This window comes from Ruegeria conchae, from assembly GCF_000192475.1.
Classification (GTDB): domain Bacteria; phylum Pseudomonadota; class Alphaproteobacteria; order Rhodobacterales; family Rhodobacteraceae; genus Ruegeria; species Ruegeria conchae.
The window spans coordinates 25,961-42,778 of record NZ_AEYW01000007.1; the positions used below are offsets into that span (position 1 = coordinate 25,961).

A 16,818-nucleotide genomic window follows, 5' to 3' on the forward strand; every position below is an offset into this window, starting at 1 on the left:
CCCTGCTTGCGTGTTTCCAAAACAGCTATAGGGTTCGCGGGAAGAGTGCCAGTCACGGAAAGACAAGAATGGATTGGAAAAGTGAAATATTGGCAGCGCGGGATCGCATTGCCGGACATGCACAAATCACACCTGTGATGCAGAGCAATGCGCTGGGTTATCCGCTCGAGTTGAAGCTGGAGCATATGCAACACACTGGCAGCTTCAAAGCGCGCGGCGCGTTCAACACTTTGCTCAGCATGGATGTTCCTTCGGCGGGCGTGGTGGCGGCATCGGGTGGCAACCATGGAGCGGCTGCGGCTTATGCGGCGCATGCGTTAGGTCATCCGGCGAAGATTTTTGTGCCCGAGCTTGCAGGACCGTCGAAGATTTCCCTGATCGAACGGATCGGAGCCGATCTGAGCGTGGTTCCGGGGGAATATGCCAACGCTTTGACCATGGCTCAGGCACATGAGGCTGAATCTGGTGCAATGCAAATCCACGCCTATGACGCGCCCGCAACTGTTGCCGGGCAAGGGACGTGTTTTGCTGAATGGGACGCGCAGGGTTTGCAGGCAGATACAGTTCTGGTTGCTGTCGGTGGCGGCGGCCTGATTGCTGGGGCGCTGGCTTGGTTTCAGGGTGCGCGCAAGGTTGTGGCTGTCGAGCCGGAAACCTCCTGCGCGCTGAATGCTGCCTTGGCTGAAGGTGAGCCGGTTGATGTTTCGGTCTCAGGCATTGCAGCGAATGCGTTAGGCGCACGTCGAATTGGCGATATCTGCTTCGGTCTGGCACAGGGGATGACTTCGGTTTTGGTTCCCGATGAGGCGATAGCGCAGGCCCAGCAGACATTGTGGCAAGCTCATCGAATTTTGGTGGAACCAGCTGGGGCGGCAGCCATGGCTGCGCTGATCTCAGGTGCATATCAGCCCGAACCAGATGAGCGGGTTGCGGTTCTTATCTGCGGTGGGAATATTGCGCCGGACCCCCTGGCTGATTGAATTAACTGCTTGTGGAAACACGTTGTGAATTTTATCTATAATTTATGACTGCGACCATTGCCGACACGATATATCAAGCGCTGAGCCAGAAGATCATAACTGGCGACCTTGCCGCCGGTGAGAAGTTGCGTCAGGACCATATCGCGCGCGACTTTGAAACCAGCCATGTGCCGGTGCGCGAAGCGCTGCTGCGGCTTGAGGCACATGGATTGGCCAAAAGCGAGCCGCGAAAGGGCATGCGTGTCACTGCCTTGGACCCCGCCGAAGTGCGTGAGGTGATCGAAATGCGTGTCGCGCTTGAATCTCTGGCATTGCAGCATTCAGCGCAAAACATGACCCCAACCGCACTGAAAGTAGCTGATCGGGCGCGAAAAGACTGCGATGAGGCTGACAGTATGCCGCAATGGGAAGCGCGGAACAGAATCTTTCACCGAGCTATCCTGACGCCATGCGGCCTACCTCGCCTGTTGCATGCGATTGATGATCTGCATATTGCCAGCGCGCGGCATCTGTTCGCGCACTGGCGACCAAAATGGATGCAGCGGATCGATACGGATCACGCGGCCATAATTCAGGCGTTAAAAAGCAAAGATGTGTCAGCGGCGACATCGATTCTGGTGCGCCATATTCGCCGCGCAAATTGAGTTCTTTCAGGCAGTTAAGTGCTATTTTTTCACCGCTGAAGATTTCACTTGATTTTTAATAGATAAAAATGTTGATCATGAGTCAACTGGCAAATAATTATCTATAAAAGGAAGTACAATGAAAGCCATGCTGCGATCCGCCTTGCCGACTACCGGTGCGCTCAGCCCGGCGGGACAGATCATCCGTGTCGTGATGGGCATCCTTCTGCTGACAGCCAGCGCAAAAGTCCAAGTGCCATTTTGGCCGGTGCCGATGACCCTGCAGGTCGCTGCCGTCATGGCGATTTCTGCAGCTTTCGGGATGCGCCTCGGATCCGCAACTGTGATTGGCTACATGGTGGCTGGGGCCGTCGGTCTGCCGGTTTTTGCTGGGACACCCGAAAAAGGCATCGGACTGGCCTATATGATGGGCGGCACTGGTGGCTATCTGCTGGGCTTCGTTTTTGCCTCGGCCATCGTCGGATGGGTGGCGGATAATCTGCGCAAGCTGTTTTTGGTCCCGGCCATGTTAGCTGGACTTGTAGCGATATACGCTCTGGGTCTGGGGTGGCTGGCCCAGTTTGTACCTGCGGACAAAGTGCTGGTTTACGGTTTCAGCCCGTTTATCGTAGGTGATCTCGTAAAGATCGCGTTGGCGGCCGTTATCGTGATTGGCCTGCCAACGGGTTTGATGCAGAAAATCCGCGGGTCGCAAGCGGATGCTTGATACAGGACAGGACATCCGCAGCAACTGGACCGTGGATGAGGTGGAGGCGCTACTGCGCCTCCCGCTGCTGGATCTGGTTGGCCGTGCAAATACCATCCATCGGACGTATCACGACCCGGAAGACATTCAGAAGGCCAGCCTGCTATCGATCAAAACCGGCAGCTGCCCAGAAGATTGTGCCTATTGCCCTCAATCCGCGCATCACCGCGAGGTCGAACTGACCAAAGAGAAATTGATGGACCCCGGGCATGTGGTCTCGCTGGCGAAACAGGCCAGGGAGGCCGGGGCCGAGCGGTTCTGCATGGGGGCCGCGTGGCGCCAAGTGCGGGATGGGGAAGAATTTGACAATGTTCTTGAAATGGTTCGGGGCGTTCGCAATCTGGGGATGGAAGCCTGCGTGACACTGGGCATGTTAAAGCCGCATCAGGCCCAACGACTCGCCGACGCGGGACTAACCGCCTACAATCACAACCTCGACACCTCGCCGGAATTCTATGGTGAGATCATCGGGACGCGCACCTATCAGGATCGGTTGGAAACACTCAGCTATTGCCGTGACGAAGGTATCGATCTGTGTTGTGGAGGTATCATCGGCATGGGTGAAAGTCTGCGGGATCGTGCTTCACTATTGCAGGTTCTAGCGAGTTTTGACCCACATCCCGAAAGCGTTCCGATCAATACTCTGATCCCGATTAAGGGTACTCCGCTGGAGCATCGAGAGAAGGTGAGCATCTTCGATCTGGTGCGCATGGTTGCGACCGCACGTATCACCATGCCAGCAACCCGCGTACGCCTGTCGGCGGGCCGGTCTGACTTTTCGACCGCAGAGCAGGCATTGTGTTTTCTCGCTGGCGCAAACTCGGTTTTCTACGGAGATGTTTTGCTGACCGCACCCAATGCTGGAACACAAAATGACAGGAACATGTTTACACTTCTTGGCGCAATAGCAGAAGATTGACGCATGTAGGGTTGCTTGCGTCGCATTGCGCCATGGTTCCACCTTGCGTATAGGCCACATCAACGTGAACAGATTCTCTAGGGAGACGCCTATGTCAAACGCGCAACTGGAAGCCGCCATCGAAGCCGCCTGGGACATGCGTGATACGATCACACCGGCCACGACGGGCGAGCAGCGTGAGGCCATCGAGGATACTCTGAATGCGTTGGACAGCGGTTCATTGCGCGTTGCCGAAAAGCAGGCAGATGGCAACTGGCACGTAAATCAGTGGGCTAAGAAGGCCGTTCTTCTGGGTTTCCGTATCAAGGATATGGAGATCCAAAATGGCGGCCCGCAAGCCGGTGGCTGGTGGGACAAGGTCGACAGCAAGTTCGCCGGTTGGGATGAGAACCAGTGGCGCGCTGCAGGATTCCGGGCGGTGCCCAACTGCGTCGTGCGCAAGTCAGCCTATATTGCACCCGGTGCGGTGTTGATGCCGTCATTTGTGAACCTGGGTGCTTATGTGGACGAAGGCACCATGGTCGATACCTGGGCAACGGTCGGTTCTTGCGCACAGATCGGAAAGAATGTGCACCTGTCGGGCGGTGTTGGCATCGGCGGAGTGCTGGAGCCAATGCAGGCTGGTCCCACCATCATCGAAGATAACTGCTTTATCGGCGCCCGTTCCGAGGTTGTTGAGGGCTGTATTGTCCGCGAAGGCTCGGTTCTGGGCATGGGCGTATTCATTGGCAAGTCGACCAAGATTGTCGATCGCGAAACCGGTGAGGTTATGTATGGCGAGGTTCCGCCCTATTCGGTGGTTGTTGCAGGCTCGATGCCGTCCAAGAACAACGTCAGCCTGTATTGCGCGGTCATCGTGAAACGCGTTGATGAAAAGACGCGCTCGAAAACCGGGATCAACGATCTGCTGCGCGACTGATCCTGAGCTGTTTATTTAAGATTTGGCCGCAGAGCAGATGTTGCGGCCAAATCTATTATTGCTTGGGCATCAACCCCAGCACTGTCTGTTGAAAGAAATCTATTGCGGCCTCGCCGCCAGCGCCTATGGCGAGAGCGCCCACTTCGAAGCGCGGAGATTGCATGGATTTTTGCATCTTTTCGCAAACCCAGACATCTTCGGTTTGGAAATCGCCCGTTTCCAACGGGTGTTTGGTCCAGTGCGAGGATTTGATCAGCCCTGTTTCGGCATCGTACCCGGGAATGTCAGCCGCGCGGTGCGTGTAAGTAAACCAGCCCTTCGGAGACCAGTTCCGCACCCTTAATCGCATCCTGTTTGCGCTTATGGGTTCCATCGTTGAAATCGAGAATCCCCAGGGATTGGGCGTTAGGATCGTGGTTGGGAAGAGCATGTAGACCCCGCCATACCCCGGAGTTTCAGCATTTTTAACGGTTTTCAAACCTGAACCTTTGGCGGAGTTTTCAACGAATTGCGGAATCCTGTGTTTCACACCTTCGCGCTCGGTCGACCACCAAATCATATTTTGACCAAACACCTCCCACAGGTTTTTGTCATGGGTCGGCCCTCCCAGCGTGTCTTTGTGCAGATAGGCGAGATGATAGCCATCAATTGCGTTCTCGAAGAAGACCTTCCAATTGCACTCGATTTCATAAACCACGTTGTCGGGATTTTCCTGCAGCTCGGTCGAGGTCAGATCATGCGGCCAAGGAACCTGATCCAGCCCGCTCAGCCAGTTGTCAAAATCCGCATCCGGGTCAGGATTAACGAAAACAAGATTGCGAAATACGCCCACAGCCGCCCCAAAAAGAGCATTGGATTTCTTGTCGAGATCAGGAAAGCACTCACGCTGGGCAGGAACTCCGCGCAAAGCACCGTCCAGATTATAGACCCAGTTGTGATAGGGGCAGACAATGGTTTTGCCTGCATTGCCGCATCCTTCCAGAAGTTCTGTACCACGATGGCGGCAAAGATTGTGAAACCCGCGTAACTCACCATCGGCGCCTTTGATGACAATTACGGAATTTGCTCCGGCTTTGATCGTGCGAAAATCTCCGGGTTCAGGAAAATCCATTGTCACACCGGCAAAGGTCCAGCAGCGGCTGAAGATTTGTGATTGCTCAACCTGAAACCAATCCTCTGAAACATAGGCTTCTCGCGGTAGTCGGTTTTTCGGTTTGTCGGGTAGCGATGCCGGGGCTTGCATGTCACTTCCTTAGATTGTCAAAAATGATAATTGTCATTATTGACAATAAAGCGATTTGTCCAGTATCCAATTTCAAGATTTCGACCGAAGGATAAGGCGGGTAGATGAAACCTGGAAAAAGCCTAAGGCATCACAAATGGATGACTATCGCGGCTGTGCTGGTGCTGCTGGCATCAACACTGGCGGGGGTATATGCGATCTGGGGTGTGGTTTTTGTGTACTGGGGCGTTCTGGCAATTCGATCAGGGCAGGCCTTTCTTGTTGAAGCTATTGAGCGCAAAGAGAACCCGGTTTTGTTCTGGGTGCTAACGGCGATGTGGTTCGGCTTCGGAGTACTTTACATCCTGACGGACATTTTCCCCACTCAGACCGCCTGAATGATTGACTCATGCCCAGAACCAGTTTGAAAGATGTCCGTACGAAGGAAATACTGAGCGCATTTACCAGATGTGTCGCGCGGTATGGATTGGATGGCTCAACACTCGCCCGTATCTCCGAAGAAGCGGGGATCGCGCGGCCTCTGCTTCGTCACTACCTTGGCAATCGCGAAGAAATGATCCAGCGCCTGCTGGACCATGTCCTGAGTGATTTTGCTATGCGGACAAAAACCTTCTTCGATATGTTGCCAGCAACAGGGCGCATTGATGCTTTGATCGAAGCGTTGTTTGGACGCGTTGATTATTCTTCTGAAAGCGCCGCCGTTTTTGCGGCTTTGGTAGCGGCCTCGGAGCGACACAAAGAAATTCGCCAACCCCTGTTGCGCTTCGTATACGAGTTTGAAGATCGTATCGCTGCTGAGATCAGTGCTGAGAATACAAGCGCTGATCCGAATCTTGTGGATGTCGCGGCTGCAGGGATCACAGCGATTTACTTCAATACAGATGCTGTAATGCCCTTGGTTCCAAAGGAAGGTTGGCGCGACAGGCAACGGGCAGCCGCATTGGTTTTGCTGGAAGCGGCCTGCCAGAGCGATCGGACCTGAGTTGACCCACACTCTGGCTCAGCGTATTGCGGGCCTTATGCAGAAGCAAAAGAAACCCTCGCGTCAGCAAGTCTATACTCTTCTGGTTCAGATTGGCCGGAAGGATGGAGATGGTTTGCCAAAAGACGCAACCGGAGCCGCGCTGATGTGCTTTGCCAGCGGTGTGGATGAGGCAGAAGCCGTGCGTGAAACGGTGGCGATTTTAAAACAGGCCGATACCGCTCCTCTGGATGTCACCGGCTACGGCACGCTTGCCGAGCGTGAAGCGCAGGGGCACGATATCGATCCGGATGAGCGGGCATTGATGCAGCGGGCGCTGGACGAAAACGCCGTCATAGTTGCGCAGATGACGCCATTCTTTGGAGACGAGAGCCCGGCTTAGTTTCGCGCTCCGAACCATTTGCGGTAGATTTCATCATAGGTACCGTCTTCGCGAAGAGACAGCAGTGCTTGGTTGACGTCTTCAACCAAAGGCGATCCGGTTGGGAAGGCGATGCCATAATTTTCGCGTAGGAAAATCCCGCCGGTCATACTTGCCGTTCTTCGACCCTCATGACTGGCGTAATAGGACAGAATGGGCGCATCGAATACGACTGCATCCAGATCCTTGTCTTTGAACGCAGCCAGCATGTCCTGAAGGTCGGCATAGCCCGTGAACTCGATCTCGCGGCGGTTCAGAAAGTTGGCTGCTGTTGAATCAGAGATGGTTCCGACTTGCTTGCCATAGAGGTCATTAACCGAATTCACGCTGCCGGTTATCGCATCTACAGTCATCACCGATGTGATCCGGGCCGTAAACACCGATACGATGAACAGCGAGGAAACCACCAGCACAACCCCCAGAATGCGCCCAAACGGCGTGCGGGGCATCCGCTCTTCAAACCCGCCATTGACCACGAGGTTGAGCGCCCACCAGAAGGAAGGGAACCAAGCCTCATTCAGTTTCCGGTCAAAATAGGGCTGCGCGCGTTTCTCGAAACTCCACATCAGCATGCCGCCGCCCAGAAGAATGGCAAAGGCCAGACCAATTGCGATGAACAGCTCGCGCGACAGCAGGGCGTGCAGTAAAGACGGTTGGCGCGCTGCCTCGGACGGAACCATGATCTGTAGCCCGGCTTCAAAGATGGGCTGGGTGAAATCCATTCGGGTTTCACGCATGGCGGTGATTGAAATATTCGCAATGGCCAGATCGGCTGACCCGTCTTGAACGGCCCCCAGCATTTCGCCAAAGCTCTCGACCCGGTTGATCGAATACTCCCAGCCCAGCGACTCAGATAACGCCGCCAGCAGGTCCATCGAGAAACCGGTCTGGACCCCGTCCTCGACAAACGAGAACGGAGGGCGGGTCACAGTTGTAACCGTGAGGGTCTGAGCCTGGCTTTGCTGCGCGAGAGTCGCGAAAGTCAGGCAGATCAATGCGAAGAAGACGCGCTTCATTTGGAATCACCTGTTTCGCGGCCCTCTAACCTAGTTCGGGGCAGCGCGGCAAGGCAGCCGCAGGGTCAAGGCTCATGTTTTGTTGGGGTGCTAAAATCGAAGTCTTTGGATTTTGGATTGGAAATCTGACTATTCGGGGTTGGCAAGCCGGGCAATTCGTTGAATCTGTGCACGAACACCGGCATCCATCAGAACAAGAGGCCCGTTATGACCGATCCAGTTGAGCTGACCGCAAATCTGATCCGTTGCCCTTCGGTCACACCCGAAGAGGGCGGCGCGCTGGTTTTACTGCAACGTGAACTTGCGGATGCAGGTTTTGAATGCACCCGTGTGGATCGCGGAGGCGTCAGCAACCTATTTGCGCGTTGGGGCAAGAAAGGACACGCTCGCAGCTTTGGCTTCAACGGCCACACGGATGTTGTTCCCTTGGGTGATGAGGCCGCTTGGACCGCGCCCCCGTTCGGAGCAGAAATTCGTGATGGAGTGATGTATGGCCGTGGTGCGACGGACATGAAATCTGGTGTGGCAGCCTTTGCCGCAGCAGCCATTGATTTTGTGCGCAATACGCCTCCGGATGGTGCGGTGATTCTGACAATTACAGGTGATGAAGAGGGTGATGCGGTCGATGGCACTGTCGCCCTGCTGGATCACATGGATGCGACGGATGAGCGGATGTCGGTCTGTCTAGTAGGGGAACCAACCTGTCCGAATAAGATGGGTGAAATGATGAAGATCGGTCGGCGCGGCTCAATGTCAGCTTGGTTTATCGTGACCGGGGTGCAGGGGCATTCTGCTTATCCGCACCGGGCGAATAACCCATTGCCAGCAATGGCGCGGTTGATGGATCGGCTGGCCAGTCGCGAGCTGGATCAGGGGACCGACCACTTTGATGCCTCAACATTGGCCGTGGTGACGATCGATACGGGCAATCCAGCGACGAACGTCATCCCGGCGCAATGCTCTGGAACAGTGAACATTCGGTTCAATGACCTGCACTCGGGCGTCAGCCTGAGCGACTGGTTGAAATCCGAGGCTGAATCAGTTGCCAAGGCGTTTGGAGTTGAAATCGAAACCAAGATCAAAATCTCAGGTGAGAGCTTTCTGACTCCTCCGGGTCGGCTTTCGGATCTGGTAGCGCGCGCCGTTGAGTCAGAAACCAATATCTGCCCCGAGCTTTCAACCACTGGCGGCACATCGGATGCCCGGTTCATCAAGAACCATTGCCCAGTGGTCGAATTCGGGCTGGTCGGGCGCACGATGCATCAGGTTGATGAGTGCGTTGAGGTGGCACAAATTCATCAGCTCAAGGCAATATACGCGCGTATTCTATCGGATTATTTTGCCTGATTGATGCAAAAGACTTTGGTCATCATGGTGAAAGAGCCACGTCCGGGGCGGGTGAAAACCCGTCTGGGACGCGATATTGGCATGGTCGGTGCGGCTTGGTGGTTTCGACATCAAACGCGGTCACTTGTCCGACGCCTGCGCGATCCGCGCTGGCAGATTGTTCTGGCGGTTACTCCGGATCGGGAGGGGATGAAAAGCCGTGTCTGGCCAGTCGATCTGCCGCGTAAGCCGCAAGGGCGCGGAAATCTCGGTGATCGTATGGGGCGGATGCTGCGCGGTGCCCCCGATGGGCCAGTATGTTTGATCGGTGCAGATATTCCGGGGATTACACGCGGACACATCGCGCGGGCCTTCGACGCATTGGGCCGGGCTGAAATCGTGTTCGGGCCAGCCCCTGACGGGGGCTATTGGTTGGTTGGTGCGCAGCGTTATAGTGCGTTGCCGTCAGGGATGTTCAACAACGTGCGCTGGTCGACTGAGAGTGCTTTGGCCGACACGCTGGCTTCGGTAAATGGACGTCGAGTGACGTTGCTGGATCACCTGCGCGATGTGGATACCGTGGCCGATCTGCACGGCTGACCCGACAGGCCGCTTTTTGGTCATGACGCGGTCGCATGCCCGTGCTAGGCCAAACTCATGACACGCATTCCGACCAAGCAAGAGGTCCTCGACTGGATCTCGGCGAACCCTACCCTGACCTCGAAACGTGATATCGCCAAGGCCTTTGGCATCAAGGGCGCAGATCGGATCGACCTGAAGCGCATCCTGAAAGAGCTTGAGGCCGAAGGGCATTTGGAAAAGCGCAAGCGCAGCTATCGTGATCCTGACCGCCTGCCGCCGGTCAGCGTGTTGCAGGTCAAGGCTCCGAACGCGGATGGCGATCTGTTTGCGCGACCGTTGGAATGGCACGGTGAGGGGATCGAGCCCATTATTCTGCTCATCACCCGCGCCAGCGATCCGGCATTGGGCGAGGGTGACCGCATTCTGGCCCGTCTGATCGTTGTGCACGAGGAAGACCATAATTACGAGGCGCGTCTGATCCGCCGCATCGGAACCAACCCACGCAAGGTCGTTGGCATCTTCCGCAAAGGGGCCGAGGGTGGCCGGATCGTACCTATCGACAAGGCTGGTTCCACCGAATGGCTGGTCGCGGACGGGGCCGTTCTGGGCGCCAAGGACGGGGAGTTGGTCGAGGCCGAGCAGGCCGGACCCAAGAACCGCATGGGCCTGCCACGCGCGCGCATTGTTGAACGGCTTGGCGATCCGACCGAGCCCAAGGCTGTCTCATTGATCGCCATCCACCAACATGGCATTCCTGACGATTTCCCGGACAATGTGATTGAAGAAGCCGACAAGTCCAAACCTGTTGGCCTGAAAGGGCGCGAAGACCTGCGGGATATGCCCTTGCTGACCATCGATCCTGCGGATGCACGGGACCATGACGACGCCTGTTATGCGCACGCAGACGATGATCCGAAGAACAAAGGTGGCCATGTAATCTGGGTCGCCATCGCCGATGTGGCCGCCTATGTGCAGCCCGGTACGGCGCTGGATCGTGAGGCACGCAAACGGGGCAATTCCAGTTACTTCCCCGACCGCGTAGTGCCGATGCTGCCGGATCGCCTGTCCGGTGATCTGTGTTCCCTGCACGAAGGCGTGCCGCGCGCCTGTATCGCGGTTCGGATGCAGATTGATGCCGAGGGTAACAAGATCGGCCACCGCTTTGCACGGGGTCTGATGCGTTCAGCCGCCTCACTGAACTATTCCGAGGTGCAGGAAGCGATCGATGGCAACCCGAACGACCGCACCGAGCCGTTGCTGGAGACCGTTCTAAAACCGCTCTATGCCGCCTATGACGCGTTGAAAAAAGCGCGGGCGGAGCGCCAACCGTTGGAGCTGGACTTGCCTGAACGCAAGATCGTTCTGAGCGATGCTGGCGAGGTGACCAGCGTCGCGTTCCGTGACCGATTGGATGCGCATAAGTTGATTGAGGAGTTCATGATCCTCGCCAATGTCGCTGCCGCCGAGACACTGATTGCCAAACGCCGCCCGCTGTTGTTTCGCGTCCACGAAGAGCCCGCACCTGAGAAGCTGGAAAGCCTGAGAGAGACGGCGCAAGCAGCAGGTTTGAATCTGGCCAAAGGGCAGGTGTTGCAGACCCGCCACCTGAACGCGCTGCTGAATGCTGCCGCGGGTACCGAAGATGCCGAGCTGATCAACCTAACCACTTTACGGTCGATGGCGCAGGCCTATTACAGTCCTGAAAACTTTGGACATTTTGGACTCGCCCTGCGGAATTATGCACATTTCACCTCACCCATCCGCCGCTATGCGGACCTGATCGTGCACCGCGCGCTGATCACGGCCCATGGCTGGGGGAAGGATGGGCTGACCGAGGAGGAAATCGCGCGGCTGGAGGAAACGGCCACCCATATCTCGGACACGGAACGCCGTTCCATGATGGCCGAGCGCGATACGACTGATCGCTATCTGGCGGCCTATCTTAGCGAGCGGGTCGGCAATGAGTTCACAGGCCGGATCAGCGGTATCGCACGTTTCGGGGCCTTCGTGAAGATGGATGAGACCGGAGCGGACGGTCTGGTGCCCGTGCGCTCGCTGGGGCGTGAGTTCTTTCATTTTGACCGTGAAGCCGGGACACTGATGGGTTCGGATACCGGCCTGATTATTGCCATTGGTCAGCGTGTCACCGTGCGGCTGACCGAGGCTACGCCTGTAACCGGTGGATTGGAATTGGAACTGCTCTCCATCGATGATCAAGCCCTGCCACGAGGACGCGGTCCAACCAAACGCGGGTCGCGGCGCAAGGCGGTCAGCACCAAGCGCAAGAAGGACAAAATCAAGCGCAAGGTTGAACGCAAACGCCGTCAGAGATGATAGGTTAACGCGCGCGCAATCAGCCAGCCGTGGCGTGTGGGGTCAATCTGATCGGGCGCATCGAATAGAATGGCGCGATTGCCATCGATCTGATCCTCACCGGGAAAAGCAGAAGTGAAATCCCCCATCAGTCTGCTCTGGCAGTGCACGAACAACGCAAACCGAGCGGCTTTGTGTCCGCCCAGTCGGATCGTTGATCCCTTGGGTGCCAAATAGGCTGGCTGACCCCACCGCAACGCTTCTTCCAGAGGCTGGGCCGGCGGTAGCGAGGCCGCAGTTTCGAAAATCAACTCGCGCAGCATAAGTGCTCCTGCGCGAGTTTCTTCTGGCATCGCCCCGTAAGCTGCGGCGACTTTTGCATCCTCAAAGGGTGTCATGACAGTGGGATCGCCTGTTCCATTCGATCGATATAGCTGCTGAGCAGCTTATCCTGTTTGATCCGGCGGGTCAGGGGGGTGTCGGACGGTGTCGCGCGCATTGCCGCCAGCATTGGACCGACGCTCATGTCCGCCGAGGTCGGTTCCTCTCCCATCAGGTAGGGCGATTGCCAAAGATAGGTTGAGATAGCTTCAAGGTCGCGCTCTAGCCGGTCCTGTCGTTCTGCGGGTGAGAATCGGGAAACACCCTGAAAGGCCAACCCTTTGACAACGGATTTACGGATCGAGTTCGAAACCGGCTTGCGGATCAGTGCTGGAATGACTGTGAAGAACGTATCGCGCAGGATTGGCCAGACCTCATCATTGGCCCAGCGATCCTGGACGACATGGAAGTAAAGATGTTCCTCGGCCATGCGGATTAGAGTACGGGATTGGGCTTTTTGCAGGCCATTCAAACCGGCATCGAAATCTGCACCCTGAGACTCGAGCCACTCGCGGATCAAGTCGCTGTCGGGGATCAGGCGCTCGGGTGTGCGCAGAACCGGCAGTTTCTGATGCGGCATCTTGCGGGGGTCCAAAAGGTCGGACCGCTGCCAGCGCTGTCCTGCCCGTTGAAGCATCAGGGCGGTTTTCACACAGAACGGGCTGGCACTGAACAGGCCGAACGCAGAGGGGAAAGTAAGAAGGGTCAGCATCATCAGCTCCATAATTGGGATGTCCGAGGGATACGCCTGACTAATGACAGTTTCTGACATTAGGTTTAGGTTAGTGTGCAGTATGTCTCGTACCGCTCGCCTGTTTCAGTTGATGCAAGCCCTGCGTTCTGGCCCATCACCCAGAACGTCGGTCCAGCTGGCACAGGATTTGGGCGTTTCACCGCGTACAATACATCGGGACATCGATGCTTTGCGTGCTCTGGGGGCCGTAATAGACGGCGAGGCCGGGTTTGGGTTTACCCTGATCGAAGATGCAACTTTGCCACCACTGGGTTTTACCAATGACGAGCTTGAAGCATTGGTATTAGGTCTACGAGAGGTGCAGTTGATTGGCGATCCGGCGCTGTCTGATGCGGCAAGCGAGGCCTTGCGAAAGCTGCAGGGCCGGTTGCCGCAGCGCCAATCCCACCGACTAAGTCATGCTGTTCTGACTGCCACGCGGTTTGACAGGCCAGCGGTGCCAACAATTGATGTTGCAGTCCTGCGCCAAGCAGCATGGGACGAACGCGCGGTTGAGTTTGCCTATACCGATGCCAAGGGCGTGGGAACCCGGCGTCGGGTCAATCCACTGAGTATCGTCTACATGGATCGCGCCAGCGTTCTGCTCAGCTGGTGTCACTTGCGCGAGGACTTTCGCGTTTTCCGGCTGGACCGTATGCAAGACATGGACGTGTCCGACGAAAGCTTCCGCCCCAAGCGCGTGCCGTTACTGCGAGAGGCGATTGCCCGCATTCGTGCTGAACGCGAGGCACAGGAACAGGAAAGCTAATTTTCTACATTTTGAGAAATACCGATTTTGCGCTATCATTGAACCTGAGCAGTAATCAGGAAAAATCGGAATGCGTAAGTGCGTAGGTGGCGTCATGACCGCCGCATTATGGGCATCCATCGTGCAGGCGGATACAACAGACAAATCGATAAGGCCTCTGGCCCGACCATTGGTCGACAATATTCAACTGGCTTCGGCAGACGTGATGGTTTCGGTAAGACCAGTATTGCGTCCTGAGGTCGAACATTATCGCGTATCTGCCGAAGGGAACGCGCGCTTTCAGGCTTGGCTTGGAGCGTTTCGCGAGCGGGCCCGCGCTCAAGGAATCTCGGCCCGGACGCTGGACAGAGCATTGGCCGGGGTGACCTATGACAGCAACATCATCAAACGAGATCGCAATCAGGCTGAGTTTTCAAAACCGATCTGGGAGTATCTGGATTCGGCAGTTTCAAAAACGCGGATTTCGAATGGACGCGCGGGCTTGGACCGGCATCGGGAAACTCTGACGCGGATAGAGGCGCAATATGGCGTTGAAAAAGAGGTTGTCACCGCTATTTGGGGGCTCGAAACCTCGTTCGGAACCTATCGGGGTGGCAAGCAAACTATCAGATCGCTCGCGACACTGGCCTTTGATGCACGGCGGGCGAGTTTCTTTGAATCCCAGCTTATCGCGGCCCTTCAGATCCTGCAGTCCGGGGACGTGGATGCTGTGAATATGGTCGGCAGTTGGGCCGGAGCGATGGGGCACACGCAGTTCATGCCGACCTCATTTCTGGATCACGCAGTAGATTTCGATGGCGATGGGCGCCGCGATATTTGGTCGGACGATCCAACTGATGCTCTGGCGTCGGCCGCTGCCTATCTGGCAAAGCATGGATGGACCAAAGGCCAACCATGGGGGGTAGAGGTCAAGTTACCATCCGGCTTTGATTATGCAGATGCAAGACGAGACGTTACACTGATGCCGTCAGAATGGGCGGCCCGAGGAGTTCTGGCGCACACAGGCCAGGTGGTGTCCGACTATGGAAAAGCTGCAATTTTGTTGCCAGCGGGTGGCCGTGGTGTTGCTCTGATGATTTTCGATAATTTCAAGGTGATCGAGGCATACAATGGTGCCGATGCTTATGTGATCGGGATCGGGCATCTGTCTGACCGGCTTGCAGGCGGTGCTCCGTTTCAAGCCGAATGGCCACGTGGAGATCGCGTGCTGAGTTTTACCGAAAAGAAAGAGTTGCAGCGTCGGTTGACGCAGGCTGGGTTTGACACTCAAGGGATTGATGGTCGCACCGGTCCGAATACGATCAATGCGGTCCGAGCGTTCCAGGTCGCTCAAGGGCTGGTTCCGGACGGGTACCCGTCGCTCAGTCTGCTGGAGCGGATGCGTTGAAAGTAAGGGCGGACCAAATGGGCCGCCCTTTGATCGTGATTAGGACGCGGATTTCATCAATCCCCTGTTGTTGATTTCTTCCAATGCTTCGTCCAGCGATTTGTTAATACGCACAAACATCTCATCGATGTCCTCAGGCGTCAGGATCAGGGGTGGCGAGATGATCATCCGGTCGCCCACGTGGCGCATGATCAGGTTGTTCGCAAAGCAGCGGTCGCGACAGATATACCCAATCGTGCCGGGTTCAGACGCAAATTTGGCGCGGCTTGATTTATCCGGTGTCAGCGCGATTGACGCCATCATTCCAACGATCTTAGCTTCGCCGACCAATGGGTGATCAACCAGTGCCTCCCATTTCTTCTTCAGATAGGGGGCCGCAACATCGCGGACATGATCCACAATTCCTTCTTCTTCCAGAATGCGCAGGTTTTCCAGCGCAACCGCAGCAGCAACGGGATGGCCGGAATATGTATAACCGTGGTTGAATTCGGTGTTGCCGATAACTTCGGCGATTTCATCATTTACGATAGACCCACCGATAGGCGCGTAGCCCGAGCTGAGGCCTTTGGCGATGGTCATGATGTGTGGTCTGATGCCGACAGTTTGTGACCCGAACCAATTCCCAGTCCGACCAAACCCGCAAATCACCTCATCTGCGATCAACAGGATATCGTATTTGTCGCAAATACGTTGGATTTCCGGCCAGTAAGTGTCTGGCGCAACGATAACACCACCCGCACCCTGCACTGGCTCGGCGATGAAGGCTGCGACTCGGTTTTCACCAAGCTCTAGAATGGCCTCTTCCAATTCGCGTGCGCGGGCGAGGCCAAACTCTTCAGGGGCGAGGTCACCACCTTCGGCCCACCAGTTTGGCTGGTTAACGTGATGAATATTTGGAATCGGAATGCCACCTTGCGCATGCATTCCGGCCATACCACCCAGCGATGCGGATCCAACCGAAGAACCGTGATAGGCATTCTTGCGGCTGATGATGATATTCTTGTCCGGCTGACCTTTCTCAGCCCAATAGGTGCGAACCAGACGGATATTGGTATCATTGGCCTCGGACCCGCCAGCGGCGAAGAACACGTGATTCAGATCACCGGGTGCAAGTTCAGCAAGCTTGGCGGCCAGTGCGATAGCCGGGATGTGGGTCGTTTTGAAGAACGTGTTGTAATACGGCAGTTCGCGCATTTGACGGGCGGCGGCGTCGGCCAGTTCATCGCGGCCATAGCCGATATTGACGCACCAGAGCCCGGCCATGGCATCCAGAATCTCTTCACCTTCGCTGTCGGTCAGATACACGCCGTTGGCGCGGGTGATGACACGTGCGCCTTCCTCACCCAGCGATCCATTTGCCGAGAACGGGTGAATGTGATGCGCCGCATCCAGCGCCTGCAATTCGGCGGTGGGCATGTGATTGGTGATAGTGGACATCGGCGATTCTCCTGCAAGCGT

The 16,818-nt window shown here is 56.2% G+C and carries 18 protein-coding genes; 13 read left to right on the forward strand and 5 right to left on the reverse strand.

Annotated elements, in window-relative coordinates; translation table 11 throughout:
- Nucleotides 1-68: 68 nt before the first annotated feature.
- The 5 genes from G7G_RS0109110 (at nt 69) to dapD (ending at nt 4,207) form a co-directional block, all read left to right on the forward strand.
- The gene (locus G7G_RS0109110) at nt 69-980 is read left to right on the forward strand and encodes a threonine/serine dehydratase (RefSeq protein ID WP_010440690.1); all 912 of its coding nucleotides are present in this window, start codon (nt 69-71) and stop codon (nt 978-980) included.
- A gap of 44 nt (nt 981-1,024) precedes the next feature.
- Nucleotides 1,025-1,624 (forward strand): GntR family transcriptional regulator, encoded by a 600-nt coding sequence (locus tag G7G_RS0109115; protein WP_010440692.1) that lies wholly within the window; start codon nt 1,025-1,027, stop codon nt 1,622-1,624.
- Between the two features lie 118 nt (nt 1,625-1,742).
- Nucleotides 1,743-2,330, forward strand: coding sequence for a biotin transporter BioY (locus G7G_RS0109120; protein ID WP_010440694.1), 588 nt, complete (start codon nt 1,743-1,745; stop codon nt 2,328-2,330).
- Entirely contained in the window at nt 2,323-3,288 is a 966-nt protein-coding gene (gene bioB, locus G7G_RS0109125) for a biotin synthase BioB (protein WP_010440696.1), read from the forward strand. The genes G7G_RS0109120 and bioB overlap by 8 nt, the downstream gene beginning before the upstream one ends.
- Before the next feature lie 91 nt (nt 3,289-3,379).
- Nucleotides 3,380-4,207: a 2,3,4,5-tetrahydropyridine-2,6-dicarboxylate N-succinyltransferase gene (gene dapD / locus G7G_RS0109130; RefSeq protein WP_010440698.1), complete on the forward strand. Its 828-nt coding sequence runs from the start codon at nt 3,380-3,382 to the stop codon at nt 4,205-4,207.
- A gap of 55 nt (nt 4,208-4,262) precedes the next feature.
- Here dapD and G7G_RS0109135 read toward each other — a convergent pair whose 3' ends face one another.
- Complete coding sequence (locus G7G_RS0109135; RefSeq protein WP_010440699.1) at nt 4,263-5,450, reverse strand: aromatic ring-hydroxylating oxygenase subunit alpha; 1,188 nt, start codon at nt 5,448-5,450, stop codon at nt 4,263-4,265.
- Nucleotides 5,451-5,554: 104 nt separating this feature from the next.
- Between G7G_RS0109135 and G7G_RS0109140 the strand changes: the two genes are divergently transcribed.
- From G7G_RS0109140 to G7G_RS0109150, 3 genes are read left to right on the forward strand one after another with little or no spacing between them, the layout of a single operon-like run.
- Nucleotides 5,555-5,827, forward strand: coding sequence for a hypothetical protein (locus G7G_RS0109140; RefSeq protein WP_037321149.1), 273 nt, complete (start codon nt 5,555-5,557; stop codon nt 5,825-5,827).
- Between the two features lie 11 nt (nt 5,828-5,838).
- Nucleotides 5,839-6,432, forward strand: a complete 594-nt coding sequence (locus G7G_RS0109145; RefSeq protein ID WP_010440703.1) for a TetR/AcrR family transcriptional regulator — start codon at nt 5,839-5,841, stop codon at nt 6,430-6,432.
- 37 nt (nt 6,433-6,469) lie between these two features.
- Nucleotides 6,470-6,814 carry a hypothetical protein gene (locus tag G7G_RS0109150; protein WP_010440705.1) on the forward strand — a complete coding sequence of 115 codons (345 nt, stop codon included), beginning with the start codon at nt 6,470-6,472 and terminating at the stop codon, nt 6,812-6,814.
- On the opposite strand, the gene G7G_RS0109155 is transcribed toward G7G_RS0109150, so the two are convergent.
- Complete coding sequence (locus tag G7G_RS0109155; protein ID WP_010440707.1) at nt 6,811-7,869, reverse strand: transporter substrate-binding domain-containing protein; 1,059 nt, start codon at nt 7,867-7,869, stop codon at nt 6,811-6,813. The genes G7G_RS0109150 and G7G_RS0109155 overlap by 4 nt on opposite strands.
- A 207-nt stretch (nt 7,870-8,076) precedes the next feature.
- On the opposite strand from G7G_RS0109155, the gene dapE reads away from it, so the two are divergent.
- From dapE to rnr, 3 genes are read left to right on the forward strand one after another with little or no spacing between them, the layout of a single operon-like run.
- Complete coding sequence (gene dapE, locus G7G_RS0109160; protein ID WP_010440708.1) at nt 8,077-9,216, forward strand: succinyl-diaminopimelate desuccinylase; 1,140 nt, start codon at nt 8,077-8,079, stop codon at nt 9,214-9,216.
- 3 nt (nt 9,217-9,219) lie between these two features.
- A complete protein-coding gene (locus tag G7G_RS0109165) occupies nt 9,220-9,795 on the forward strand; it encodes a TIGR04282 family arsenosugar biosynthesis glycosyltransferase (protein ID WP_010440711.1) in 576 nt (191 codons plus the stop codon).
- A gap of 57 nt (nt 9,796-9,852) precedes the next feature.
- Nucleotides 9,853-12,111, forward strand: coding sequence for a ribonuclease R (gene rnr, locus G7G_RS0109170; RefSeq protein WP_010440712.1), 2,259 nt, complete (start codon nt 9,853-9,855; stop codon nt 12,109-12,111).
- Here rnr and G7G_RS0109175 read toward each other — a convergent pair.
- Nucleotides 12,102-12,488, reverse strand: a complete 387-nt coding sequence (locus tag G7G_RS0109175) for a DUF1801 domain-containing protein (protein ID WP_010440713.1) — start codon at nt 12,486-12,488, stop codon at nt 12,102-12,104. The genes rnr and G7G_RS0109175 overlap by 10 nt on opposite strands.
- Nucleotides 12,485-13,243: a glutathione S-transferase family protein gene (locus G7G_RS0109180; RefSeq protein WP_238528778.1), complete on the reverse strand. Its 759-nt coding sequence runs from the start codon at nt 13,241-13,243 to the stop codon at nt 12,485-12,487. Before G7G_RS0109180 ends, G7G_RS0109175 begins: the two co-directional genes overlap by 4 nt.
- A gap of 22 nt (nt 13,244-13,265) precedes the next feature.
- Between G7G_RS0109180 and G7G_RS0109185 the strand changes: the two genes are divergently transcribed.
- Nucleotides 13,266-13,973 (forward strand): helix-turn-helix transcriptional regulator, encoded by a 708-nt coding sequence (locus G7G_RS0109185; RefSeq protein ID WP_010440716.1) that lies wholly within the window; start codon nt 13,266-13,268, stop codon nt 13,971-13,973.
- Between the two features lie 70 nt (nt 13,974-14,043).
- On the forward strand, nt 14,044-15,360 hold the full coding sequence (locus G7G_RS0109190; RefSeq protein WP_010440718.1) for a lytic murein transglycosylase: 1,317 nt from the start codon (nt 14,044-14,046) through the stop codon (nt 15,358-15,360).
- Between the two features lie 39 nt (nt 15,361-15,399).
- Here G7G_RS0109190 and G7G_RS0109195 read toward each other — a convergent pair whose 3' ends face one another.
- Nucleotides 15,400-16,797, reverse strand: coding sequence for an aspartate aminotransferase family protein (locus G7G_RS0109195; RefSeq protein WP_010440720.1), 1,398 nt, complete (start codon nt 16,795-16,797; stop codon nt 15,400-15,402).
- Nucleotides 16,798-16,818: the final 21 nt, after the last annotated feature.